The 25,797-nt window shown below is 42.6% G+C and carries 23 protein-coding genes; 10 read left to right on the forward strand and 13 right to left on the reverse strand.

Features of this window, described 5'->3' with window-relative positions; translation table 11 throughout:
- Positions 1-102: 102 nt before the first annotated feature.
- Complete coding sequence (locus A3774_RS03230) at positions 103-891, forward strand: phosphatase PAP2 family protein (protein ID WP_067863012.1); 789 nt, start codon at positions 103-105, stop codon at positions 889-891.
- A 66-nt stretch (positions 892-957) separates the two neighbouring features.
- Here A3774_RS03230 and hslR read toward each other — a convergent pair whose 3' ends face one another.
- Both hslR and yrfG read right to left on the reverse strand, forming a co-directional pair.
- A complete protein-coding gene (hslR, locus tag A3774_RS03235; protein WP_067863015.1) occupies positions 958-1,365 on the reverse strand; it encodes a ribosome-associated heat shock protein Hsp15 in 408 nt (135 codons plus the stop codon).
- 11 nt (positions 1,366-1,376) lie between these two features.
- Entirely contained in the window at positions 1,377-2,030 is a 654-nt protein-coding gene (gene yrfG / locus A3774_RS03240; RefSeq protein WP_067863017.1) for a GMP/IMP nucleotidase, read from the reverse strand.
- A 32-nt stretch (positions 2,031-2,062) separates the two neighbouring features.
- Here yrfG and nudE point away from each other — a divergent pair, with 32 nt between their 5' ends.
- Both nudE and cysQ read left to right on the forward strand, forming a co-directional pair.
- A complete protein-coding gene (gene nudE / locus A3774_RS03245; protein ID WP_067863020.1) occupies positions 2,063-2,623 on the forward strand; it encodes an ADP compounds hydrolase NudE in 561 nt (186 codons plus the stop codon).
- Positions 2,624-2,677: 54 nt separating this feature from the next.
- Complete coding sequence (cysQ, locus tag A3774_RS03250) at positions 2,678-3,511, forward strand: 3'(2'),5'-bisphosphate nucleotidase CysQ (protein WP_231867923.1); 834 nt, start codon at positions 2,678-2,680, stop codon at positions 3,509-3,511.
- A gap of 136 nt (positions 3,512-3,647) precedes the next feature.
- On the opposite strand, the gene A3774_RS03255 is transcribed toward cysQ, so the two are convergent.
- On the reverse strand, positions 3,648-3,929 hold the full coding sequence (locus tag A3774_RS03255) for a hypothetical protein (RefSeq protein ID WP_067863026.1): 282 nt from the start codon (positions 3,927-3,929) through the stop codon (positions 3,648-3,650).
- A gap of 290 nt (positions 3,930-4,219) precedes the next feature.
- On the opposite strand from A3774_RS03255, the gene A3774_RS03260 reads away from it, so the two are divergent.
- Positions 4,220-4,801 (forward strand): superoxide dismutase, encoded by a 582-nt coding sequence (locus A3774_RS03260; protein ID WP_067863030.1) that lies wholly within the window; start codon positions 4,220-4,222, stop codon positions 4,799-4,801.
- A 90-nt stretch (positions 4,802-4,891) separates the two neighbouring features.
- Here A3774_RS03260 and A3774_RS03265 read toward each other — a convergent pair whose 3' ends face one another.
- Positions 4,892-5,512, reverse strand: a complete 621-nt coding sequence (locus tag A3774_RS03265; RefSeq protein ID WP_231867924.1) for an arylesterase — start codon at positions 5,510-5,512, stop codon at positions 4,892-4,894.
- 11 nt (positions 5,513-5,523) lie between these two features.
- On the opposite strand from A3774_RS03265, the gene A3774_RS03270 reads away from it, so the two are divergent.
- Positions 5,524-6,213 (forward strand): ABC transporter ATP-binding protein, encoded by a 690-nt coding sequence (locus A3774_RS03270; protein WP_067863033.1) that lies wholly within the window; start codon positions 5,524-5,526, stop codon positions 6,211-6,213.
- Positions 6,210-8,702 (forward strand): ABC transporter permease, encoded by a 2,493-nt coding sequence (locus tag A3774_RS03275; protein WP_067863036.1) that lies wholly within the window; start codon positions 6,210-6,212, stop codon positions 8,700-8,702. Before A3774_RS03270 ends, A3774_RS03275 begins: the two co-directional genes overlap by 4 nt.
- A gap of 81 nt (positions 8,703-8,783) precedes the next feature.
- On the opposite strand, the gene A3774_RS03280 is transcribed toward A3774_RS03275, so the two are convergent.
- On the reverse strand, positions 8,784-11,633 hold the full coding sequence (locus tag A3774_RS03280) for a DUF748 domain-containing protein (protein ID WP_067863039.1): 2,850 nt from the start codon (positions 11,631-11,633) through the stop codon (positions 8,784-8,786).
- Between the two features lie 419 nt (positions 11,634-12,052).
- On the opposite strand from A3774_RS03280, the gene A3774_RS17125 reads away from it, so the two are divergent.
- Together A3774_RS17125 and A3774_RS03285 are read left to right on the forward strand one after the other, a co-directional pair.
- The gene (locus tag A3774_RS17125) at positions 12,053-12,175 is read left to right on the forward strand and encodes a hypothetical protein (RefSeq protein WP_269454594.1); all 123 of its coding nucleotides are present in this window, start codon (positions 12,053-12,055) and stop codon (positions 12,173-12,175) included.
- 267 nt (positions 12,176-12,442) lie between these two features.
- On the forward strand, positions 12,443-12,733 hold the full coding sequence (locus A3774_RS03285) for a hypothetical protein (RefSeq protein WP_067863043.1): 291 nt from the start codon (positions 12,443-12,445) through the stop codon (positions 12,731-12,733).
- A 62-nt stretch (positions 12,734-12,795) separates the two neighbouring features.
- On the opposite strand, the gene rpiA is transcribed toward A3774_RS03285, so the two are convergent.
- Complete coding sequence (gene rpiA / locus A3774_RS03290; protein WP_067863047.1) at positions 12,796-13,467, reverse strand: ribose-5-phosphate isomerase RpiA; 672 nt, start codon at positions 13,465-13,467, stop codon at positions 12,796-12,798.
- Positions 13,468-13,629: 162 nt separating this feature from the next.
- Between rpiA and ilvA the strand changes: the two genes are divergently transcribed.
- Positions 13,630-15,147: a threonine ammonia-lyase, biosynthetic gene (ilvA, locus tag A3774_RS03295; RefSeq protein WP_067863050.1), complete on the forward strand. Its 1,518-nt coding sequence runs from the start codon at positions 13,630-13,632 to the stop codon at positions 15,145-15,147.
- Between the two features lie 14 nt (positions 15,148-15,161).
- Here ilvA and A3774_RS03300 read toward each other — a convergent pair whose 3' ends face one another.
- The 5 genes from A3774_RS03300 to A3774_RS03320 form a co-directional block, all read right to left on the reverse strand.
- On the reverse strand, positions 15,162-16,097 hold the full coding sequence (locus tag A3774_RS03300) for an RluA family pseudouridine synthase (RefSeq protein ID WP_082792331.1): 936 nt from the start codon (positions 16,095-16,097) through the stop codon (positions 15,162-15,164).
- A gap of 8 nt (positions 16,098-16,105) precedes the next feature.
- Positions 16,106-16,606 (reverse strand): hypothetical protein, encoded by a 501-nt coding sequence (locus A3774_RS03305; protein ID WP_067863053.1) that lies wholly within the window; start codon positions 16,604-16,606, stop codon positions 16,106-16,108.
- 190 nt (positions 16,607-16,796) lie between these two features.
- Complete coding sequence (locus A3774_RS03310) at positions 16,797-18,194, reverse strand: TRAP transporter large permease (RefSeq protein WP_067863055.1); 1,398 nt, start codon at positions 18,192-18,194, stop codon at positions 16,797-16,799.
- The gene (locus A3774_RS03315) at positions 18,194-18,784 is read right to left on the reverse strand and encodes a TRAP transporter small permease (protein ID WP_067863059.1); all 591 of its coding nucleotides are present in this window, start codon (positions 18,782-18,784) and stop codon (positions 18,194-18,196) included. Before A3774_RS03315 ends, A3774_RS03310 begins: the two co-directional genes overlap by 1 nt.
- A gap of 174 nt (positions 18,785-18,958) precedes the next feature.
- Positions 18,959-19,942, reverse strand: a complete 984-nt coding sequence (locus A3774_RS03320) for a TRAP transporter substrate-binding protein (RefSeq protein WP_067863062.1) — start codon at positions 19,940-19,942, stop codon at positions 18,959-18,961.
- Positions 19,943-20,370: 428 nt separating this feature from the next.
- On the opposite strand from A3774_RS03320, the gene A3774_RS03325 reads away from it, so the two are divergent.
- On the forward strand, positions 20,371-21,981 hold the full coding sequence (locus tag A3774_RS03325) for a methyl-accepting chemotaxis protein (protein WP_067863065.1): 1,611 nt from the start codon (positions 20,371-20,373) through the stop codon (positions 21,979-21,981).
- 115 nt (positions 21,982-22,096) lie between these two features.
- On the opposite strand, the gene A3774_RS03330 is transcribed toward A3774_RS03325, so the two are convergent.
- Both A3774_RS03330 and A3774_RS03335 read right to left on the reverse strand, forming a co-directional pair.
- The gene (locus tag A3774_RS03330; protein WP_067863068.1) at positions 22,097-23,461 is read right to left on the reverse strand and encodes a sigma-54-dependent transcriptional regulator; all 1,365 of its coding nucleotides are present in this window, start codon (positions 23,459-23,461) and stop codon (positions 22,097-22,099) included.
- 21 nt (positions 23,462-23,482) lie between these two features.
- Positions 23,483-25,738, reverse strand: a complete 2,256-nt coding sequence (locus A3774_RS03335; RefSeq protein ID WP_082792332.1) for an ATP-binding protein — start codon at positions 25,736-25,738, stop codon at positions 23,483-23,485.
- Positions 25,739-25,797 lie beyond the last annotated feature (59 nt).

Genomic DNA, 25,797 nt, shown 5'->3' on the forward strand with positions numbered 1-25,797 from the left:
GTTCGGAATAAACTTGAATATCTAAATTGATATTCAAGACAAGGAACTTATTTTATCATACCCTTCCTACTATTCGAGCCAACGACAGACACAAATATAACAATGACAACTATTAGCGTTTTTAATACTCAATGGAATTTCAAAGCCCTAATCATCAGCCACCTGCTAGCCGCGTTTTGGCTAGGTTTTTTCCTAACGGATACTGGTTTTGCTGTCTGGCGGAGTATTGATCAAAACATATTCTTTCTATTGAACGGTACGTTATCGGAAGATAACAGTTGGACACGCTTCTGGGCTTGGGCCAATGTCCGTATTTTCGATCTTATTCCGCTCCTCATTATTTTAGTCAGTGTTACTTTCCCAGGTATGGGGCTAAAGCGCGATCGGCTACAACAAGGCTTTATTGGTTTTGTTCTCTTACTTGTATTGATGTTTCTTATTCGCGAATCAGTTTACGCCTATGCGCGCGCTATTGATTTGAGCGGAGCCAGCCCATCATTAATATTAGAGCCCGCTTTCAGGCTCAGTCAGATCGTGCCAGACATTCCCGCCAAAGATTCCGCCGGCCATAGTTTCCCAGGCGATCACGCAACGGTCGTCTTAACCTGGGCTGGGTATATTATATTGAATGCGAGAAGTACACTCTCAATAGGCGCGTTTCTTTTAGCCCTATTATTTATGCTACCCCGCATAGTAGGCGGTGCTCACTGGGCCAGCGATAATTTAGTCGGGGGGGCATTCGCAGCGGCCATTACATTGAGCTGGGCCTTTTGCACGCCGCTTATGCACTACTTAACCTCAGGTGCACATAAACTACTAAGCCCTTTGATTCGTTTATTTGGAAAAATCCCACTGGTGAATCAACTACCTATTCTAAAACAATCCAATTAAAACGCATGTTGAGCACGTTAGTCGTTACATAGGGAAACGTCACGACTAACGTAGAAATTCCTAGTATTACTTATCAAAAATACCGCGCCCTTCGTCTTTAAAAGATATGATCTGGCGACGCTCTTTCTTATTAGGACGATTACGTGGATTCAAACCACTTCCCATAGCTTTACGTTGGGCCGCATGTTCTTCACGCTTTTTAATACTCGCTTCGGTTTCTTTATAAAGCTTTTGCGCATCAGGTGCGCCTCCCCGACGATCAGACAGCTCCACAACAACGATCTCTTTTTCATCGAACCCTTGGCGAATCGTCAAGGTGGCACCCACCTCAACATGACGACTACATTTAGTTCGCTGTCCGTTATAGTGGACTTTACCACCATCAATCATCTGCTTAGCAACTGCCCTGGTTTTATAAAACCTAGCAGCCCATAGCCATTTATCTAAACGAACCTTATCTTCAGGCTGTGTCATTCTGTTCCGTTCTATTTCGGTGTGATTTCATTGAAATGGTCGATGGCAGAAAAACCATCGATCTCTCTTTTTGGCTGCTGACTATCCGGCTGAAAGATGGAGAGTAGATAGCGGATTCCATATTCACGAGCACTTTCAAGTACCGCAAAACTATCATCCACCAGCAAAGTTCGGTCTTTATTAAACGACTCTACCTCTTGTAGTCTATCCCAAAAACCAAATGTTTCCTTAGCAAGTCCAAAATCATGTGAGCAGATAACATGATCAACCAATTGGTCTAAATTAGTCGTTTCAGCCTTAAGAGATAAACTATCCTGATGCGCATTAGTCACAATAACAGTGCGGATACCCTGCTGTTTTAAAGACAAAAGAAAGTCCTGCACATGAGGTCTAAAGGCAATTTTTTCTGCCACTTCTTTTTTTAATTCGGCAACAGGTACATTAAGCTCTCGCGTCCAAAAATCTAAGCAATACCAATTGAGCGAGCCCTGCTCCTCTATGATACGCTCATGGAGCCACTGACGAGCTTCCTCTATTTCCATGGAATGAATCTGCGCATAGCGTAAAGGAAGATGCTCAAGCCAGAAAAACGTGTCAAAGTGTAGGTCAAGAAGCGTGCCGTCCATATCTAACAACACTGTATCGATATTTTGCCAATCAAACATTACTCAGGCCATTTGTAGAAGGAGACTTCAGTATGCCGATTAAACCTGAGATTTTAAAGATTACGAACACGGCTAACAGCCGATTATTTAAAATAGAAGAGATTGAGCTCCGTTTTTCCAATGGAGCAGAACGCATTTATGAGCGTCTAGCCAATCGTGGCCATGGTGCGGTTATGATCATCCCCATCACAAAAAATAACGAAGTATTACTAATTCGAGAGTATGCGGTTGGCATAGAGGATTACACCTTAACCCTACCTAAAGGCTTAATTGACCCCGGTGAAGACGAGCACACAGCCGCTGACCGAGAATTAAAGGAAGAAGCTGGATTTGGTAGTAACCGCTTACATACGTTAAAAGTAATGTCATCCGCGCCTAACTATATGGGCCATACAGTCACCGCTGTCGTAGCACAGGACCTCTACCCATGTAGATTAGAAGGTGATGAACCTGAGGAGATGGAAGTTGTCTGCTGGCCACTAGATAAACTAGAGCAATTAATTGAAGATCCCGACTTTACCGAAGCTCGCGCAATAGCTGCTTTATATATGGTTAGAGATTTTTTGACTAAACAATCGACAAAAGGCGACTAATATAAATACAGAGATAGGTCTATGCTGATTTTATAATTAGAAGAAAGGGCCATAATGATGAATCATCAACAACTCATCAAATCGCTTATCCCTCTATGTCAGCAAGCGGGCGCAGCGATCATGCAAGTCTATGAACATAAAGACTTTGCAATTGATACTAAGCAGGATCAATCCCCCGTTACCTCCGCAGACCTTGCTGCGCATGAAATCATTCAGCAAGGACTACTTGCTCTTACACCCAATATCCCACAGTTGAGCGAGGAAGGTAAGGCCGTTTCCTTTAAACAACGTCAGCAATGGAATAGGTTCTGGTGTATAGATCCATTGGACGGCACTAAAGAATTTATCCAAGGTAACGATGAGTTCACTGTCAATATTGCACTCATCGAAAACAATAAACCTGTGCTTGGCATCATCTATGTTCCTGTATCAAAAACCTGTTACTGGGGCAGCACACAGCTTCAAGCTAAAAAGCAAATAAATGGTCAACATTCTATTCACATTCGTAGCAGACCACTTGGGCAAGAATTAGTGATCGCAGCCAGCCGCAGGCATGGTGAGGATAATAATGACGGTCTGCTTAAACAGCTATACAAGCACTTTAGGCATGTACACAATCATGCGATGGGAAGCTCTTTAAAGATGTGCCTTATTGCTGAAGGTGTCGCAGACTTTTACCCCCGGTTATATCCAACGTCCGAATGGGATACCGCCGCTGCCCAAGCAATTGTTGAAGCCGCTGGCGGGCGTTTAGTTAATGCAACTAACTTGCAGCCTCTTGCCTACAATGAGCAGGAATCATTAGAGAATCCTTTCTTCTACGTGTGTGGCGACCCACAGTTCCCACTCGAAGAGATAACTCTACGTGATAAAACAATGTCGATCTAAATCTTAGAGATAAACTAAATCGTGCTTGGAGATGGGCAGGGATATGCACTTATCCGCATATCCCTGTCAATGGGAGTTTACTCGTAGCAGGGCAGTTACTTAACCTCGCTAAATAAAGAAAGTTTTTAATTAGAAATCATTCTACAGAACAAGCCTTTGAGCCACTGCTAACCACTTCTTCAACCTTCAGTTTGAAGTCTGGATCGCTAAGCTGATTCGACATGATCAATTTCACTTCGTTATCACTAAAATGCTTATGAACATATTTTGCCAAACAATCACAACGCTCCTCTGTTGCTCCCTCCCCTTGCATGCAGCCCTCTTTAAAAGGCTCAAAAGTGTCAGAGGTTAAAAACTGTGTTTTAACAGCCAAAATACCCAATGCAACAAACGCAATCCAAATAAGAACTTTATACATTGTTAAATAATCACTTTTTTATCGTTATATAAAATAAAACAGCCGTCATTCTAGGGCTAATAAGCAACAGTTTCAGCAAACTTTAGTCGCAGGACAACCTTAAACATAGATATTTGATAACAAATGAACGAGTAAACACACTTTTTGTACCATGAAATATAGAGTATTGAGTGCTATCATTCACCCGAATTAGTTTTTACTGGCTGCCATACCATAGTGAGAGTACTAAAATGGTGAGCAGCTGCCTGATAATCTGTCTAAAAATAGACTGACAAAATAAGGTGACACTTATGAGCTTTGAACTTCCGCCGCTACCTTATGCTAAGGATGCTCTGGAACCACACATTTCTGCAGAAACTCTGGACTTCCACCACGGCAAGCACCACAACACATACGTTGTTAAGCTAAACGGCCTTGTTCCAGGTACTGAATTTGAAGGCAAAACGCTAGAAGAGATCATCACTTCTGCGCCTGCTGGCGGCGTATTCAACAACGCAGCACAGATCTGGAACCACACATTCTACTGGAACTGCCTAGCACCAAATGCAGGTGGCGAACCAACAGGCGCTATTGCAGATGCAATTAACGCTAAATGGGGTTCTTTCGCTGCGTTCCAAGAAGCACTTAACGACAAAGCAGTTAACAACTTCGGCTCTAGCTGGACTTGGTTAGTTAAAAACGCTGATGGTTCTCTAGAAATCGTTAACACTAGCAATGCTGGCTGCCCACTTACAACAGGTCAGACACCTTTGCTGACTGTTGACCTTTGGGAACATGCTTACTACATCGATTACCGTAACGTTCGTCCTGATTACCTAAAAGGTTTCTGGGCGCTGGTTAATTGGGATTTCGTAAACGCAAACTTCGCATAAGTTTTCGTTTTACTATAAAAAGGCACCTAAGTTAGGTGCCTTTTTTTTGCCGTAGCTCATCGCTCTATGAATAACTAAACACTGAAAGCCCTAATCTATATTTTCCAATAAAGCTTCAAGGTGAGGCCAAACAGTCTCTAACAAGTAAGGCTGCCCTTTAGCATTAGGGTGAATGCCATCAGCCTGCATACGTTCTGGCACAAGCGCAACCTGCTCCATAAAAAAGGGAACGAACACAGCGCCTGTCTCGTCTGCAATATCAGGATAGATCTCTCTAAACGCTTCCGTATATGCAGCACCATAATTAGCGGGTAGTTGAATACCCAACAGGACAACATCCGCTTCAGCATCTTCAACCATATCGATCAGCCGCAGTAGATTGTTACGAATAGCAAAAGGTGGTGTGCCCCTTAAGCCGTCATTACCGCCCAATTCAATAATAACAATATCTGCATCAATCTTTTGCAATAGCAATTTGAGACGCGCTATTCCATTTTGCGTAGTATCTCCACTAACACTGGCATTAATAACATCTAATGCATAGCCTTCACGCTGTATACGTTGCTCTAAAAGATGCACCCAACCTTGTTCTGGTTTCATGTTGTGTGCAGAGGATAAACTATCCCCTAAAACAACAAGGGAACCTGCACTAGCCGGTAACGTCAAAGCAAAATGACCTAGAATGAAAAGTAGTGAAAGTAGAATTCGCACAGGGACACCTAATGAATCACAAAAAAGACACAGTTATCAGTGCTCAGCATCTCGCAAAACAGTTTAAGACTCAAGCAGGGAATTTAGAGTTATTTAAAGATCTTAATCTCGACATTCAGCGAGGAGAAACGGTAGCTATTATTGGTCCATCAGGTACAGGAAAATCATCTTTGCTGGCTATCTTAGCGGGATTAGATCAGCCCAGCGCAGGCTCGATACTGCTCAATGATACAAATCTAGAACATTTAAGCGACAAAGAGCGCGCCGAATTTCGTAACCAACATATTAGTTTTGTTTTCCAAGCCTTCCATCTACTACCCGATTTAACTGCATTACAAAATGTCATGCTCCCATTACAGATACGCAACAGTAGAAATGCAGAACAGGAAGCTGCCCGTTGGTTAGAAAAAGTGGAATTAGGGGCTCGTCTACATCACAAACCCGCTGAGCTGTCCGGGGGTGAACAACAGCGCGTTGCTATTGCCCGTAGCTTTGCTACACAACCGACTCTATTATTTGCAGATGAGCCCACAGGCAACTTAGATGAGCAAACTGGAGAGCAAATTATCCAACAGCTATTCTCATTAAATACAGAACAAAATACGACGCTGATTTTAATCACCCATGACCCCTCCCTCGCTAAACGTTGCCAACGGGCTTTACGATTACACAATGGCGAGCTAACTGAGATAAGTCTATGAGTGCAACAACACCTATTAAATTAGCCGCCCAACAAAGTATAAGCTGTCTTAAACTCAGCGAATGGCGCTCCCTAATTATCGCATTAGTCTTAGCCATTACTATCGCAAGCCTAATGGCTGTTTTAGGCGAACGAATTGAACGGACATTACTACGCCAAGGTAGCGACATATTAGGCGCAGATCTCATTCTTAGTAGTAGTCGCGGGCTTACGGATAACTCAGCGCTTGTCGCCGAAGAAATGGGAATAACGTCAAGTGAAGTCGTTCAACTCGGTACTATGGCCAGTAGCGGGGGAAACTTTTTATTAGTCACTATACGCGCACTTCAAAGCACTTACCCCCGTGGCACAATCGTTCTAGACCCTCCCCTAGATAGCGAAATACCCAATCTAGGAGAGGCTTGGGCTGAGCAAAGTGCATTAGATCGGCTAAACCTTAAACTAGGCGATCAAGTCACTTTAGGGAGCACTGCTTTTACTATCAGCGCCGTTATTAAATCAGCGCCCGACCGCGGGCGAGGTTTTATTAGCTTTAACCCGCAATTAATCATTAACCGGCAACAATTAGAGCAAACAGGCTTACTTGGCCCCGGCGCTAGATTAAGATATAGCCAACTTTTCGCGGGTACACCTGAGCAGATTAGCGCGCTAGAACAAAGTTTAAAACAACATCTAAAAACCGGCGAGAAGCTCACCTCCATTGCATCGGAAGAGGGCCAGCAGAATAGCGCACTAAGCAAAGCATCCTCCTACCTACGACTCGGGGCTCTCTTTGCACTGCTGATCTCGGCAATGACCATTTTTCTCAGCCTTCGGCGCTTTACTCAGAGTCAATACAAACGTGCCGCATTACTAAAAACCTTAGGCGTAAGCGACCATCAAATACTGCTGCTGTATATCACACAGTTTATCTTCGCTTGGGCCTTATGCTCTATAGCGGGAGTCTCCCTTGCACTCCTATTAGAAAATCTAGGTCTGACCCTTTTACAAGGTGTTCTTCCTCAACCAGTTCCAGCAGCGTCCTCTTTTACCTATTTATCGGGCCCCTTGCTGGGGATAAGCATCTTGCTATGCTTAGGTCTGCCCTCCCTCTTTAAACTACAAAAAAGTAATCCACTGCAACTTATTCAAGATCAAACGGCCTCGCTTAGCTGGGGGAGCAAGCTGCCTTACCTGATCGCTATTGGCCTACTGATCATTTCGACCACTTGGTATCTCAACAATATTCTATTAACGATCAGCTTAATTCTTTGCTTGCTCCTAATTGGAGGGCTCCTTGGTAGCTTTGGTGCTTATGTCAGCAAACAGATTACCAAGAAATTGGCTCCTCACCATCCTATGGGGAATTTGCTTCTTAGCCGTGTGCAACAGCAGCAGCGCTGGTATAGGGTACAGATCCCCGTGATCTGTCTATTATTCTCCCTGCTGAGTATTAACCTTATCGCTTTAAACGATTTACTCAGTCGTTGGCAGGATCAACTGCCAGAAGACACCCCCAATCATTTTTTAATTAACATTCAGGAGTGGGAGAAGGACGACCTACAAGTATTGTTACAGCAAAATAAGATTGATAATCCGCTGTGGCCTATCTATCGCGGCCGTTTAAACAGTATTAATGATCTGCCGCTGTCAGAAGCCCTAACAAAAAAACAGCAAGATCACCCCTCACTTAATCGCGAGCTCAATTTAACCTCTACCGCTACGATGCCCGCCCACAACACCTTAATAAAAGGGCAATGGGACACCCAGACTAAAGCAGCTGAGACACAGGATACTCAACCAGCCTCTGTTTCCATAGAGGAGAAAATCGCCTCGGAGTTAGGACTAAAATTAGGTGATATTGTCGGTTTTAATATTGGGGGAATCGAACGTAAGGCTGAAGTCCAAAGCATACGTAGAGTTCAATGGGATTCATTCCAGCCCAACTTCTATTTTATCTTCTCTCCAGGGCTGCTAGAGGATCTATCCGCCAGCTATTTAACCAGTTTTCATTTAGACAAAGATAACGCTTCAGTTAGCCGACAGTTAATGGAAACCTTTCCAACCTTAACGCTAATTGATGTACGGCAAATACTGGAACAACTGCAACACCTGCTGACTCGGTTATCAATGCTATCAAGTTTATTAATGCTACTGACGACAAGTGCAGGACTCATACTACTGTATGTCACGCTTACCCAAGAGCTTGAACAACGCCGCTATGAAAATGCACTTTTACAAACACTCGGTGCAAGCCAGCAGCAATGTAGGCAACTTGATCGTATGGAGATGGGATTAATTGGTTTAATTAGTGGATTTTTAGCGGTGGTTATTACCGAAGTCAGCTTATGGCCAATTCATCAACAACTCTTAAAACTTGATCCAGTCCTGCATCCTTACCTGTGGATAAGTTTACCTCTATTGAGCTGTGCACTATTTATGCTGATTAGCAAACTGAGTCATCGTCAACAAAGCTTAGCCAAAAGTTACAACACTCTGATCAGCCGCTAAGTCAGTAACCTGTTAGTTTTTATAACAGCCCCACAGTTCAAATACCTAACTATTTGAACTGTGGGGCGCTTACTCTAAGCTTTATAATCCTAAAGTTACTTGTGGCTTCTCTTTAGTTTGCAGATCAACTTTAGGGTAACAGCTAAATAATCGCTCTATATCAACCCCCTGTTTATCTGAAAGCTCGCTCTTAACCGCATCGCTACGCTCCTGCGCTAAAGCTTGCAAAGCGGGTTCTAACTCAAGTAACAAGATCTCCTCATCTACAGGCTTATCCCGTTCTTTATTCTCAGCCTGTAACTGCTCCCATATTGCAGGCTTATCCGCAATAACAGCTAAACCGCAAATATTCATACGCATCCCTTTACGCTCATTCATCATCTCAGCCAATTTAGCCATATAAAGTTTTGATTCGGATGATAGCGTCGTTTGCGCAGGGGAGAAAAAGACAGGCTGCAGCTTAATAAATGAACCTTTATCTTGAGCATCCATCACCATCTGGCTAATAGAAATCAACGCGCCAAAAGGTTGAAGTGCTTTAGTTAGATAACCCATAGCTGCATTTTTAAGCCCTTTTCCTGCCAGCTTATTAATAACCGTCTGATAACCAAATTTAGGATCATCCAACGAGCCATCTAAAGGTATTTGTAGATCAATATTATTATCATTATCTTGAAGAATCATGATGGCGGTGCCTAAAGGCATAGATACTTTTTTATCGAACTCTCCGCTACGTTTATTGTTACGTGCTTCCACCTCAAGCTTGTTTAGACGAATATCTGAATCTCCATCTAACTTCCGATCTTTAATTGAGCCTTTAGTGGTCAATGTTAGTTGACCACTTTGTAAATAATAACCGGTATATTCTAACGAATAAGGGCTAACTTCTGGTAACTCAAGCCCTTTAATCACCGCATCCCAATGACCACCGTAATTGCCACTAAAGAGCTCCATCGCCCCTTTTGCAGTAATCGTAGAAAACTTGCTTTTGGCTGCTAACTCAAAGCTTGTTTCACCTTTAGACCCTGTATCTAAAGACCGCAGATTAATTTTGCTAATATCAAGTTTTGTTTTAAAAGCGGGTTTTACACCCTGATCGACAACACTGACCTGATTATTGCCGGAGAGTAATACTTGATTAAGTTTAACGCGGAAAGGTTTTCCACCCGCTGCTGTACTTTTAGACTCGGAATCCCCTTTGCTTGATGGGACATGAGCCAACAACCAATCTAGATCCGACAAGCTACGCGTAGACGTTAAATGTAAGCGGGTTTGACTATCATTTAAAAGGAGCTGATTAATACTAAGGGTCTGTAATTGGTTTAGCTGGATTTTTTTCGCACGAATACCCTTCCACTGAGTGAACCCCCCTCCATCCCCAGCCACTTTTAACTGTTCAGTGTTCAGTTCAGCTAATGTCATCTGATCTAAACCCTGTAAAGAAGCTGACGCCAGAGTTAACCCTTTTACTGAAACAAGCGAGTCACCGGATACTGATAGGTCAACATCTGTTACATCCAGTTTAGGTACAGATAGTTGCAACTCAGGTAAGTTTGCAGCTTCAGATCCAAGTTTATGCTGCAATGATGCCGATGCTAGCGCAAAACCTTTAATAGAGATCAAAGCATCTGCCGCAGATAAACCAACATCCGTTAAATTTAAGCTGGGTAAAGACACTTTCCAAACATCCATATCTGCTGTTTCAGCACTGGCAGCAAGATCTAGAGCATCGATATTGACAGCCAGATCCGCTTGCGAAAGCTTTAATTTGCTCAGGTTAAGGACTAAATCAGAGACTCTAAGTTGTTTTAAATTTTGTGCTTCAGCACTGGCATTTAGGGTCAGTGCATCGATATCGACGGCCTGATCCGCTTGTGAAAGCTTTAATTTACTCAGATTAAGGGCTAAATCAGAGACGTTAAGTTGCTTTAAACCTTGTAGGTTAATCGCTGAATTTAACTGCAGGTCATCTAATGACAACTGACTTCCAGCCTGAGTTAAATTTACCCCTTTAAGTGCTAGTTTTCCCTTAGTATTTAAGGACTTTAATTCGCTTTTGAGTAACGCCAGATTAACACTACCGCTCCACGCTAAACTTTGTTCATTGATCTTTAAATCGTCTTGCTCAAAGGCGAGATTACGTACACGTATAGAACCATTCTGTACAACATTAGTTAAATGGCTGCCTATATTACTCTGCGCTTTAATATTTAAATCAAGGTCTATATGGGCACGAAGTGTCGGTAAAAAGCCCCCTGTAACACTGTGCAATGGGAAGTTTTCTAATTTAACTTTAAGCTCTGAGCTCTTCTCTTCAGGTAAAGGTAAAGAACTAGAAGAGAGGGTTATTGGTGCATTGTTTAACTTACCATCTAGATCAATAGAAACGAGCTGATTCTGATCCCATAGATAAAAGTCAGCAACACGGCCCGTCTTTAATTGCAACTGATGTTTCTGACCTGCTATATCAGCAGACCATTTAATATCAGTTAAGCGTAATTCAGCTAAACCAAAGCTCCAATTAGATGGTTCATCATCGGTTTCCTCTTCAGGCTCTGCAGGACTATCGCTCTTCGTTAATCCATTCAGATCAATAGGGCCCAACCACAGACTTTCACCCTGCTCACGAAGACCTAGATTAATACCCATTAGCTCAACAGCAGTTAATACTATCTTTTCATCTTTTAATTGCGAGTAATCTAAATCAACGCTGAGCTGATCAACCACTAACGCCGGTTTATCTGGCGTTGACGCTTTAAGTCCATCAATAAGGATATGACCGGTAAACCAGTTAACTTTAATTGCCTTTAATTCCGCTTGCTCTGCGCCATTATTTAACAACCAAACAACAACCTGATCTCTAACAAGATAAGGCACACTGTGAAACAGTAAAGCAAGAGTAACAATGGAGATAAGAAAGAAACGCAACATAATTATTTTTCACTCATTAATCTAACGCTAGTCTATTCATCATAATAGAATTTTATGAATAGGAGCCTAACGTTCTATAAAAAAATCAATATATTAATCACTAAAAGATCAGATCTTGTCGGCTAACGCAAAAAACCACATAAAAAGCAATGATATAGCACCACTATTAAGTGCTAATACACCAATATAAATAACCTATTAAATTTTAAACAATCCTGTTAAAATCCCGCGCAATTGGCGAATCTACTATAGACCACCAAGACAGTTCTATGCACATTAACACGGTTTTAGCCGTTCTCTACACCCTGCCAAAAAGAAGCTCTTAAGGGCTCAGGCTTAACATGGGTTGAAGTCATCTCTATTGATTTACTTCACAGAACAGGCTGGCATCGTTATATCTTTAATTAGGGGTGACTATCATGGCAGAACATAACGAAGATTTCCGCGACTCCTCTGGCTTCTCTTGGATCATTATTAACTTAATAGCTATGGCTTGGATTACTATGCCAGCAAGTATAGCTATTAGCCGAATGACGTTCTAAGTATTATAAGCAACTGATAAAAAAGCATTAGGCTGTTTTTAACTCACTAAGAAAACAGCCTAATATTCCCGCCCCCGCTTATACATCTCTCTATGCGCCACAGCTATCTGCATATCCTTAGTATCTCAACACGAAAAGAGACGGATAGTTTGCTTAAAAGCAGCTAACAGTAAGTCCTATTTAACCTCACCGTAATAAAACCTTAATATCATCTGTAACTGGTTTTTCGACCTTAACTATAGATTGACCCGAATACTTTGGAGTCCCATGGAAAATATAACCCCTATTGCCATTTTACTGAGTTACTGGCTGACCATTGGCCTATTGGCAAAATGGTGCGTAAAAAAAGAACAACCAATTTACGTTGCTTTTGCTATAGGAGCGATTACCTGCGTTATTAGTGCGGGTCTAGTCTTGGGCATATCAAGCATCTATCACGAAAAACTGATGCTGATAAATAACAGCCTAGCAATGACCCTATTTCTTTTTGCAGGACTTGCGATTATGGGTGGTTGGCGCTGTACCGATAGAGTAAAAAAGGCAAGCCGATCAGAATAAGTTATCCATAACAAAAAGCCCCGCAGATGCGAGGCTTTGAGCGATATAAGAGTGCCAGCGAGTTATAGAGTAATTGTCTCTACACCCGTCTCTGTGCCCATCAAGACGACATCAGCACCACGATTCGCAAACAACCCGTTGGTCACTACGCCAACAATGTTATTTAGCTGCGTCTCGAGTTCTTTGGCATGCATAATTTCCATATCATGGACATCCAAAATCAAGTTGCCATTATCAGTAACAAAACCTTCCCGCCACTCAGGCATACCATCTAATTTCACGATTTCACGTGCCACATAAGAACGCGCCATAGGGATCACTTCTACCGGCAACGGAAAAGCACCGAGCACTCCCACCTTCTTAGTACCATCCACAATACAAACAAACTCTTTCGCCACAGCAGCAACAATCTTCTCGCGAGTTAATGCGCCACCACCACCTTTAACAAGGTTTAAACCGGAGTCAAATTCATCCGCCCCATCAACATAAACGTCCATTTCAGAAACAGAATTAAGATCAAACACCTCAATACCATGTCCTTTTAGGCGTTCAGCAGTCGCTTCTGAGCTTGCAACAGCGCCATCAAACATATGCTTTATCTCTGCCAACGCATCAATAAAGAAATTTGCAGTAGAGCCTGTACCTACACCAACAATACTCTCTTTGCTTAGTTTAGGTTTGATGTATTCTACAGCAGCATCGGCAACTGCTTTTTTCATCTCATCCTGCGTCATGATTGGCACCTGTGCTTAACGGGCAGTTAAAACACCCGTATTTGCTAATAAATGTTAATTTCTGCGTAAATTATACGCTGCATCGCCTCCATCGTGTAGACGCAATACCGCTTTGCCTTTACCATTTCTACCCTATTTGGTTTTTCAGATGAAGTTATCCCTATGCCAGACCGTTATATAAAGAAAATTTTAGAAGCCCGCGTTTATGATGTAGCAATAGAAACGCCATTGGATGAAGCCAAAGGCCTGTCTGAACGTCTGGAAAATCGAATTTTACTTAAGCGTGAAGATAAGCAGCCCGTTTTCTCATTTAAGATTCGCGGGGCTTATAACAAAATGGCTCAGCTCACGGAAAAACAAAAAGCATGCGGTGTTGTTGCCGCCTCCGCAGGCAACCATGCGCAAGGCTTGGCAATGTCAGCTAAATACCTCGGTGTTAAAGCAACCATCGTCATGCCAAAAACTACACCCGACGTAAAAGTAAATAATGTACGTCGCTTAGGTGGCAAAGTAGTTCTACACGGAGATGCATATGACGATGCGTCCAGCTATGCTCAGAAACTCGTCAAAGAGAAGGGAATGACCTACGTCCATCCTTTTGATGACCCTGATGTTATCGCGGGCCAAGGCACTGTTGCCATGGAGATATTACGTCAAGAATCAGGCCCTATAGATGCGATTTTTGTTCCTGTAGGCGGGGGCGGTTTAATCGCAGGTATCGCTGCCTACGTTAAGTACCTTCGCCCAGAGACAAAAATCATTGGCGTCGAATCTGAAGACTCCGCTTGTCTAAAAGCTGCATTAGATGCCGGTAAGCGCGTTACACTGGATCAGGTGGGCATTTTTGCTGACGGCGTTGCTGTTGCCATCATTGGTGAAAATACCTTTGAGGTTGCCAAAAAGTATGTCGATGAAGTAATCACTGTATCGACCGATGAAATTTGCGCAGCGATTAAAGATATCTATGATGATACCCGCTCTATCTGCGAGCCGGCAGGTGCCTTAGGTGTCGCGGGTATGAAAAAATATGTTAACCGAGAGCAATGTTCAGATAAAACACTGATCGCTATAGATTCTGGCGCGAATGTTAACTTTGATCGTTTACGTCATATTGCAGAACGTTCTGAACTAGGTGAAAAACGTGAGGCAATTATCGCCGCACGCATCCCTGAGCAAGCAGGAAGTTTTAAAAAGTTCTGTTCAGCCTTAGGTAAACGTAATATCACCGAATTCAACTACCGCTATAGCGATGATAGCAATGCGATTGTTTTCGCTGGAGTGCAGCTAACGCCCAACAGCAATGACCGTACTGAACTCCTTACTGAACTCCGTGAGCAAGCTTATGAAGTTGAAGACCTAACAGATAATGAGATCGCCAAACTCCACGTTCGTTATATGGTGGGAGGGCACTCACCTAACAGCCTTAATGACGAGGTTATTTATCGATTTGAGTTCCCGGAACGTCCTGGGGCACTGATGAATTTCCTTAGCAAACTAGGTGGTAAATGGAATATTTCCATGTTCCATTACCGTAACCATGGCGCAGCTTATGGACGCGTATTAGTTGGCATGCAAGTACCCAACGCTGAACGCGACCAAGTGGGTAAATTCCTATCTAAAATCGGTTACAACTACTGGGAAGAAACGGACAACACTGCTTACAAACTATTCCTTGGCTAAATCAGGAGAATTAACTACAGGTGCGAATAGGCATCTGTAGTAATTTCCACCTTTTCGTCTGGTAGTGACAGAACAACCTTAACCGCTTCTAATCGCTGATAGGGACTGCTTAGACATTGATAATCCAATGCTGAAAGCCCCTCTGTTAATCGCTGAAGATAATACCGCCCTTGATGAGCATATATTTTATCACCCAGAATGGGATGACCTAAGTAGGCTAATTGAGCTCTAATTTGATGTTTACGCCCAGTACATAATTCACACTCAATCAGCGTATAGCCTGCTTTACGCTGCAGCACTGTAAATATTGTCTTACTGTATTTAGGCTTTTTAAAAAGATCGGCACTATCTGGTTCAACAACGTATACCTGACTGCGAATTAAGCTACCCTCTTTTTCTGATAACTCACACTCAAACCGATGAACATCCCAGCTTGGCTCACCACTTACCCACGCATGATAGACTTTTTTTAGCATCAACTGATTAAGTTTAGGCTTCCACTTTCGATCAGCAGCCCGATCTTTAGCAAGCAGAATCACCCCCGCTGTTTCCGTATCCAAGCGATGTAGTAATTGGCACTGATCGTAGACTGTTTCACGCCGAACCAAAGAGATAAGTGTGTGGTAAAGATTGCGCGTGGTACGACTTACAGGTAAAAGATGAGGCTTATAAAGAGCAAGTAGCTCTGTATTTTCCCATAGTAGTTTCCAGCGAGTATCGACAACTTCCTCCTGATGCTCTGGCAGGAAAACTGTCACCTTTTGCCCAGCATCTAAAGCTTGATTTAAAGAAGCCGGTTGATTATCAATAAGAATACGATAAGAACTAGACAGATCGGCTAACTGTGCGCCGTGAGCATCAACTAAGCGGTGACGCAAAAACTGGAAAACTGAACGCTGCGCAGAAAACACCCTGAAGGTTAAGGAAAACTCATCAGATTCAGGAATCATATTTGCCGTTAAGGCATCTCAGGCGAGTGCTCAAAACTCTGTCCAAAAAAAGCTTGTAAGGTAAACAGGAATAACGATGTCACGCCCCAAACTAAACCGGTAACGACGCCTAAATCGATAATCCCTCGCCAAGGCTGTTCAAGCTGATGAACAAGAAGAACCATCCCGACAATCCCTAACGTCAAGCAATAGGTCACTATCATCCTTTTACGCACAATGGAGAAAAAGCCCATACAAAACAACGGTGCTAAGAACACTCTTAAAGGGGAGGCGTTCTGAGAAAGATATAAAATACGTGCAGCTACCCGCGGAGCCCAAGCTTTTTGGAATCCACGATAACCTTCAGCAAACCCCATAAAAGCAATACAAACGGCCATCGCCAACCAATGATACCACTCCAGCTCATATGTGAAGGTTTGCCAACCTATCGAACTTAACCGATAAATCGCACTGCCTAACAATAAACTGATGCCGGTAATACCCCACAGCGCTGCTAAATAACCTAACACCCTAGTATCTCTTTTCTGCCGTAAATAGTTTGAACGGCGGATTATACCTGTTGCAACACGAACTGCCCAATAGTGCTAAATAACAAAGTAGCACTAAACAAAAAAAACCACCGCAAGCGGTGGTTAAATGCACTAATCAACAGATTAGAAATGGGAAGTTTTAAGGGAAACCTCCCAGGGACGAGATTAATTAATAACCATTTAATTGGTCGATATATTCTGGCAGGAATAATGATATCTGAGGAACATAAGTAATCAGCATCAAGAAACCTAAGAGCAAACACAACCAAGGTAGACACGCCTTGATAACCCATATCATGTTTTCCCCGGTTATCCCGGCTGTGACAAAGAGATTGAGCCCCACCGGCGGGGTCAGCATCCCTATCTCCATATTCACCACCATAATGATGCCTAAATGGATAGGATCGATACCCAGCTTCATAGCAATCGGGAACAAGATAGGCGCCATAATCAACAATATTGCTGAAGGCTCCATAAAGTTACCGGCAATCAATAACAAGATATTGACTACGATGAGGAAGCCCCAAGCAGGTAAGCCCCAAGCAATAATTTGCTCAGCAATGGTATGAGGGATACGCTCTGTCGTCAGTACATGGGCAAACAGCATTGCGTTGGCAATGATAAATAGCAGCATCATTGAGACTTTAGATGCATCCAGCAACACTTTACGTACTTCCGGATCACTGATGGACTTAGGAATAGCAATAATCATCTGCACAGAGTTACGTACTGCTGCAGCAATGATATTCTCCCCCGATTTCTGCCAAGGAATGCCTTTCATAGGACCTATATCTCGGTACCCCATCACAGCAATAAAATAGCCATAAACAGCCGCAACCGCCGCAGCTTCAGTTGGCGATGCCACACCACCGTATATAGAACCTAATACGATGATAATCAGCATTAAGCCGCCTAAAGCAATCAAACCCGATTTAGCCAGCGCTTTAAAACCTGGGAAAGGCTGAGAAGGCAATCCTTTAACTCTCGCTACAATATAGATAGCGATCATCAAAATAAGACCCATCATCAAACCTGGAAGAAAGCCCGCCATAAACATGCGCGATGCAGATACTTCTGTAGCTGCAGCATAAACAAGCATCACAATCGAAGGCGGTATCAAAATACCTAAAGTACCCGCATTGGCAATAACGCCCGCAGCAAATGCTTTTGGATAGCCGGAACGCACCATGCCTGCGATACAAATAGTACCTATAGCCGCAACAGTGGCAGGCGATGAACCTGATACGGCTGCAAACAGCATACACGCCATAACCGATGCCATCGCTAAGCCGCCTCGAATATGACCAACAGTATCAACTGCAAAGTTAATCAATCGTTTAGCAACACCGCCTGTTGATAGGAAGGATGAGGACAAAATAAAGAAAGGTATAGCGAGTAATGTATAGTGTTCTGATGTCGCTTCAAATAGCTTCAACGAGATTGAAGCAAGGGAATCATTTGAAAACAACAGAATCGTTGTTACAGAAGATAAACCTAGAGCAATAGCGATCGGCATACCGATCAACATGCAACCAAAAAGCATGATAAATAGCACGGCAATAGTCATTATTTATCCCCTTCTTTAGATACTTTAGATACTTTCTGGGGCTGCTCATCACCAAGTGCTGTTTCTTTTAGCTCTTTAGCGATCTCCATAGATTCTTCCGCTTCATCAGCAAAATGAAAACCATCTGCTTGATTAGTCACAACCTTCCAGCCTAGTTGCAAGAAACGAATAATTAGTAAAACAAAACCGATGACAAGAATACTCATAGGAATCCACTTAGGTATAGGTAGATCCTCCAACTCAATTCCGATCATTTTCATCTTGCTTAGGTAGATCCAAGAACCGTAAAGAAACAGCCCGCAATAAACCAAGCATAATGCTACGGCCACTAACGTAATAAAACGGTGTGTATTTTGAGGTAATAGTTTTACGAACACATCAACGCCGATGTGTGCACCTACTTTAACGCCGTAAGAGGCACCAAAAAGGACAAACCAAGCCGCAAGAAGAAGCGTTACTTCCTGCGCCCAGTGGATGCCTGCATTAAAACCAAAGCGAGCAATTACTTCAGCAAAAACAAGCAAGGTCATTGAAACTAGAAGCGCAGATAAAAAGCCCTCTTCCAGCTTAGTTACGAGATTACGTACCATAATGGCCCCCGTAGCGACTCACGTCGTTCGATTAGAATAGTTAGGTGAAACAACATTCACAGGACAACTCCAATAAATAATATTGGTTTGTCTGAAGCTCTCCTCTGAATGTGGGAGAGATAGATACCGGGTAGAAGGAGCGAGATTCCTACCCGGTGAGAGTCCCAACTTATATTAGTTGTTAGACGCTTCGGCAGCTTTGATTAGATCGGCACCGATCTGATCTTCAAACTTTTTCCAAACTGGCTTCATCGCTTCAACCCACTGAGCGCGTTCAGCGTCAGAAAGTGTTAGCACTTCAGAGCGTTTAGAATCAATAATCTTCTGCTTATCAGAATCCGCTTTCTGAGCAGCAATAGAATTACCATGTTTAATTGCTTCATCTAGCGCTTTCTTAACTTCAACTTTCAGATTGCTATCCAAGCCCATCCAAAATTCAGCAGAAGTTACCACTAAGTAATCAAGAACACCGTGGTTCGATTCTGTGATGTACGGCTGCACTTCGAAGAATTTTTTCGAGTAGATGTTAGACCATGTATTTTCTTGACCATCAATTGCTTTAGTCTGAAGTAATGTGAATACTTCGGAGAATGGTTTTTTCAATGGTACAGCATCAACCGCTTCAAACTGCGCCTGAAGTACATCAGATGTCATGATGCGGAACTTTTTACCTGACGCATCACCTGGTACTTGTAACGGGTTGCTAGCAGAAAGCTGTTTCATACCATTATGCAGATAACCAAGACCGACAAGGCCTTTCTTCTGCAGAGCATTCAATAATTTCTGGCCTTCTGGACCGTTCTGAAATTTCTCTACCGCTGCCATATCTTTAAATAGGAACGGAAGGTCAAAAATCTGAAGCGTTTTAGTGTACTTCTGGAATTTAGACAGTGAAGGCGCAGCCATCTGCACATCACCTAACAGCATAGCTTCAAGTACTTTGTTATCACCAAAAAGCTGAGAGTTAGGAAATACTTTTACTTCAACCTTACCAGCAAGACGCTCATCAACAAGCTCTTTAAACTTAATTGCCATCTGGCCTTTAGGTGTGTTTTCAGCAACTACGTGTGAGAATTTAATCTCTACTGGAGCAGCGGAAACAGCTTGCGCTCCAAAAGTTAAAGCTAGGGTAGTGACTGCAGCAGTCAGTAAACGCATGTGAAATCTCCTGTTATGGGACTTTTATTTATCGTTCTTGTTTTTAAACTCAGCGCTATTCCACTTTTTTACGCAGACTTGCCTGAATCTATATACCCAATACAGCAAAAAGAAGGCCAACTCAGATAAAAACGTATATCGCTAAGCTGGAGAACCCATAGTTACTGATATAAATAGATAAACTACGGTTTAAAGAAAGCTCTATTCTTGAGCCGAAAACGGCGGATAACCACACATCCAAAAAAAATTTAAGGCGGATACTGACCCCTTTTTTGTAGAACAATAGTGGACGCAAAACCTTTTCCTATAGTTGTTTGATCTGCATCTATCTTATTGAGCTATAAGCGGTATACGAAAATATCACTTCACCTTAGTATAAATATACAGCTAATATGATCCCTAAACCTATGAAAAACAGGAGCTAGAGTGTGAAACTAGATGGCCTTTCAATTCAAACAAAAGTAAACCTCTCATTAGCGGCTGTTTTTCTTATTATCTTAGTCAGCTCCCTAACCGCCATCTATAGAAGTGAATCGGGACTAGTTTCAGAAGTAGTAAAAAAGAACACCAGCGATACAGCAGATTCCTATTTTGACAGTATAAATATACTGATGCTCAGTGGCGCAATGTCGAATCGTGGAGCGCTACAAAAAAAGATTTTAGCGAACCCCGATGTGTTGGAAGCAAGGATTATTCGTGGGGATATAGTCTCCAACATATACGGCCCAGGCACCGCGGATTCAAAAATTGAAGATGAGCTTGATCTTAGAGCAATGGGTGGCGAACATATAGTTGAGGAGGTTAATGATACGCAAGGACACCGCCTCACGATTATTACTCCTATGAAAGCCCTATCTGATTACAAAGGGACCAACTGCTTACTCTGCCACCAAACGGAAGAGGGTAATGTTTTAGGTGCAGTACGCGTAACCTATTCTTTTGAAAATTTAGATAACACCATTCGTAGCAATCTAATTAGCGTTGCCGTCACAGAGCTAGTGCTCTTCATTGGCGGACTCATCCTTATCAGTTTACTTTTGGGTCACCTGGTTATCCGCCCTGTACGCAAAATGGGTAACACTATTAATACCATCCATAAAGATTCTAACCTTAAGCTCAGAATCGAGGTCAACTCCAAAGATGAGATAGGCATGATGTCTAACTCTCTAAATGTCATGTTGGAAGATTTCCACGGCAGTTTAAGCAAAGTAAGTTCCACCGTTCACCAACTAAGTACATCAAGCACCTCGATTAATGATATTGCCGACTTAGCGAATAGCGCAGTTCATAGCCAACAGGTACAAACCGATGCGGTTGCGGTTGCAATGGAACAGATGGAAATATCCACCCAAAATGTAGATACGAATGCCAGCAACACAGTTTCAGCTTCTGATATGGCATTAAAACAAAGCCAAGAAGGTACCCTCATCACCGAGCAGGCACTGAATGCCATCGAGCAGCTAAAAAATAACATTGATCGTGCTCTCGAAGTTATCAACAAACTTGACCAACAAAGTCAGAGTGTCGGCACTGTTCTAGAGGTAATTCAAAAAATAGCAGAGCAAACCAACCTCCTCGCACTTAACGCCGCAATCGAAGCAGCACGCGCTGGTGAGCAAGGCCGTGGCTTCTCCGTAGTTGCAGATGAGGTGCGTACTTTAGCCAGTAAAACGCGCTCCTCCACGGAAGAGATCAATACCATTATCGAAGAACTGCAAGAAAATGCTAAAGACGCAGTAACGGTCATGGATCAAGCACATATTAGCGCTGAGGCGGGTGTCACAAAAGTACAAGAGACCTCTGTGGCTCTTACAAAGATCTCTGACGAGGTACGTAGGATCAACGATATGAACCATATGGTTTCATCTTCAGCAAAAGAGCAAACAGTGATGACGTCTAGCGTAGATACAAGCGTCCAAGAGATTGCTCGAACAGCTGCACAAACCTCATCCCGTGCTGGAAAACTAAATCAAGTGGCCCATGAACTGAATACTTTAGCTGGGCAGCTGGAATCTATGGTGCAGAAGTTCAAACTTTAAAAATACTGCAAACCCAAAAGCCCCTAAACCTGAATTTTATAGGGGCTTTTTAGTATATGGGATCTCATAACAGCGATCTAACTCAGTACAAACAACTTAGTTTCACTTATTCGAGCTATTTAAAATCTTTCTTATCTAGGCCATATTTCTTCATTTTGTCGTACAGTGTTTTCCTTGGTAGACCTAAGCTGATTAATGTTTCTTTGATAGACCCTCCACAACGAGATAACTCAGCTTGGATCAACATACGTTCAAATTGGTCTACTTTATCAGGCAAGGTCATATGGTTGCTTGCGTTAACATCAGTAATCGGCCTATTTTCAAAATCGAATGAACAGCTCTCCCCGAGTAATACATAGCGTTCAGCCAAATTACGCAACTCACGCACATTGCCAGGCCAATCATGCATCATTAAACTATGCATCCGTTCAGGGGATAATAAAGGTACCTCTCGGCCATATTGAGAAGATGCTATTAAGGCAAAATGTTGAAATAACATGCCAACATCATCTCTACGCTCACGTAAGGCTGGAATATCAACCCGCACTACATTTAAGCGATAATACAGATCCTCTCTAAATTCACCTCGCTCCGCCGCTTCCTTTAAATCCACTTTAGTGGCGGCGATTACACGCAGATCCAGAGGTATAATTTCATTCGCGCCTAAGCGCTCTATTGACCTATCTTCCAATACCCTCAATAACTTAATCTGCAAAGTCATCGGCATGCTCTCTATCTCATCGAGAAATAGAGTACCTTCATTGGCATATTCAAATTTTCCGATCCGTCGAGCCTTAGCATCAGTAAACGCACCTTTCTCATGCCCAAACAGCTCTGACTCAATTAAATTTTCAGGCACCGCACCACAATTAATCGCTACAAAATTTTTATCGCTACGATAACTATGTTCATGAATATAACGCGCGAGTAGGTCTTTCCCTGTACCGGTTTCACCTAAAATCAAAATATCAGCGGGGGTATCCGCTATGGTATGCACTAAGTTTCGTACTTGGGCAATAGGTCCTGTTTTACCAATAATTCGAGGGCCCGGCACACTTTGCGCTTCAAGCTCCTGCTTTAGACGACGGTTTTCAATAATAAGATGACGCTTTTCTATAGCTCGACGTACCACATCAAGCAACAGCTCAGAGGAAAAGGGTTTTTCTATAAAGTCATAAGCACCGTCACGCATTGCGCTTACAGCCATAGATATATCACCATGTCCAGTAATCAAAATAACGGGCAGCGTGGCATCTAAAGCCACCACTTGCTTCATCAAATCTAAACCATCTATACCGGGTAGATTGATATCGGTAATTAAAATCCCTGGCCAATCAGATGTAATAATATTCAACGCTTGTTCGGCTGTTTCTAGCGCCGTAACGTCATACCCTCCAAGCTCTAAAGCCTGCCCCGCTGCCAAACGGATATGCTTCTCATCATCAACAAGAATAATGGGCAGGGGACTCTGATCACTCATATAAGATTCCAACTATCTATTTTAAGAAATAACATTATCAGGTGCTTGAGCTATAGGTAAACAAATCTTAAAGACAGCACCACCTTGGGGATGATTCTCTACTGATAATTGCCCTCCCATACTTTCAATAATTCGGAATGAGATTGATAGCCCTAAACCTAAACCTTGCCCTGCTTTTTTTGTTGTATAAAACGGTTCAAAAACTCGATTTAAATCATCTTCAGGAACCCCTAGCCCATGGTCTCTCACCAGTAGAACCGTCCACTTTGGTTCGTTATATAGTTCGATATCAACCACGGGGGCCTGTTCGCTTTCCATCGCCTGAAGCGCATTACTGATCAGATTCACTAGCACTTGCTCTAAACGCACAGTATCACCCATTACATAACTACGATCTAAGTCATGTGGCCAGTTAACCTGGGCTTTTACCTTATTAAGGCGGCCATACATTATCGACATAGCCCCATCATGTACGTTTTTAAGACAGACAGGTTCAGCATTTCCTGACGTTTTTCGTGAGAACTCTTTCAATGGATGGATAATTTTAGCCATCCTTTCCGTTAATTTACTTATCTCATTCAAATTCTTTTCAGCCGTATCCGTACGCCCTAGCTTAAGAAAAGCCTGTGCATTATCAGCATAAGTACGAATAGCCGTTAGCGGTTGATTAAGCTCATGGTTAATACCAGCTGACATCTGCCCTAATACCGCCAGTTTTGCCGTCTGAATCAACTCATCTTGTGTATTCTGATGTTTTTCAACCTCTTCCAACAGCTTTCTATTCGCATCTGTTAGATCAGCCGTTCGCTCTTCAACACGGTGTTCAAGAAGCTCTCGAGCATGCTTCAGCTCCTCTTCATACTGCTTACGTTGCGTAATATCGTGGATCGTGACAATAAACCGTTTAATCGCACCATAATCCATATGCCCAATAATTAATTCAATTGGAAAAACCGAACCGTTTTTACGTAAGCCCCGCGCCTCGGTGAATAACTCACTTTGACGATCCTCATCTGATGCGGTCAGATGCTGCCAACAGATTGCTCTATCTTCTTGGGCTAAGAGTTTACTGATATATTCAGATCTAACATTGACCTCATCATACCCAAATAGCTTCTCACCCATAGAGTTCATGCTTTCAATCCGCCCTTGAGCATCTAAGGTAATCAAGCCCGCTTGGGTATTATCAATTATCGCCCTAACTCTCGTTTCATTCTCTTCTAGTGCTTTTGTTTCCAGTAATTTAAAACGTGCCCGCTCCCGAGTAATACGCTGTCGAGTCAGTAATACCATGATCAACAAAACTAAGGCGATAAAGATAAACCCTATAGTCAAAGCGGTATAAAACATTTTAACTTTGACAGACTTAGTACTCGCTAAGACAACAACCGTAAGACCGCTATCTTCTAAGTCTCTACTTTGTAGAAGAAATTCTTTCGCTTGAACCCCGTCTAAGGCTTCGTTATTGATCCTATCCCCATCCACCAGTGTGACGAGTGTACCGCCCTCTTCACGCTCTTTTTTCTCAATAATATCTAGGGCTGTTAATTGGTGATCCCCGTACCTTAAACTTTCTGCTATTCGCTGAACCGCTTGTTGAGATAAAGGTTTAAGGGTTCGAAACTTCCAGTCGGTCTGAGTTGATATAAAAATCACCCCATCTTCATCTGTTACTAAGATGTCTAAATCAGGGTCTGTCCAATCCGATTCAATCTCATTTAAATCAATTTTAACAACCACGACACCAACAATTTGATGATGCTCGTAAACTGGGTAGGAAAAGTAATAGCCTCTTTTTTTCGACACAGAGCCTAACGCAAAATAACGCCCTACTTTTCCTTCCATGGCATCTTTAAAGTAGGGCCTAAACGCATAGTTCTTACCTACAAAAGAGCGCTCATTCGCCCAATTGCTTGCAGCAATAGTTAGCCCGAGGTTATTCATCAAATACACATCTGCAGCATTGATCGATTGATTAACCTGTTCCAGATAGATATTAGCCCGCTGTGTCGATAAATTATCCGGCCATTGAAGCGCATCGGTCAAAGTAGAATGAGATGATAAAAGTTTAGGTAGGTCTTTATAGCGATCCAACTTTTGCTGAAGGCTCAAAATATAACGGTTTAAATCAGCACTAGAACGATGCTGTAGCTCATCCAGCCCTTGAGTACGACTGATTAAGGTTGTTTGCACAACAACAACGACAAAAGTAGAAACCAGAAAGGTCACGAATAGCAATCGGTAACGACGCCAAGTTGTCGATAAAATATGAGACATAAATTTATGGCCAGTGAGGTTATCTGCTCGTTTATTAAAGCTCTTTTTATACTTAGTAT

Origin of the sequence: Neptuniibacter marinus (assembly GCF_001597725.1) — a bacterium.
In the GTDB taxonomy this organism is placed as follows: domain Bacteria; phylum Pseudomonadota; class Gammaproteobacteria; order Pseudomonadales; family Balneatricaceae; genus Neptuniibacter; species Neptuniibacter marinus.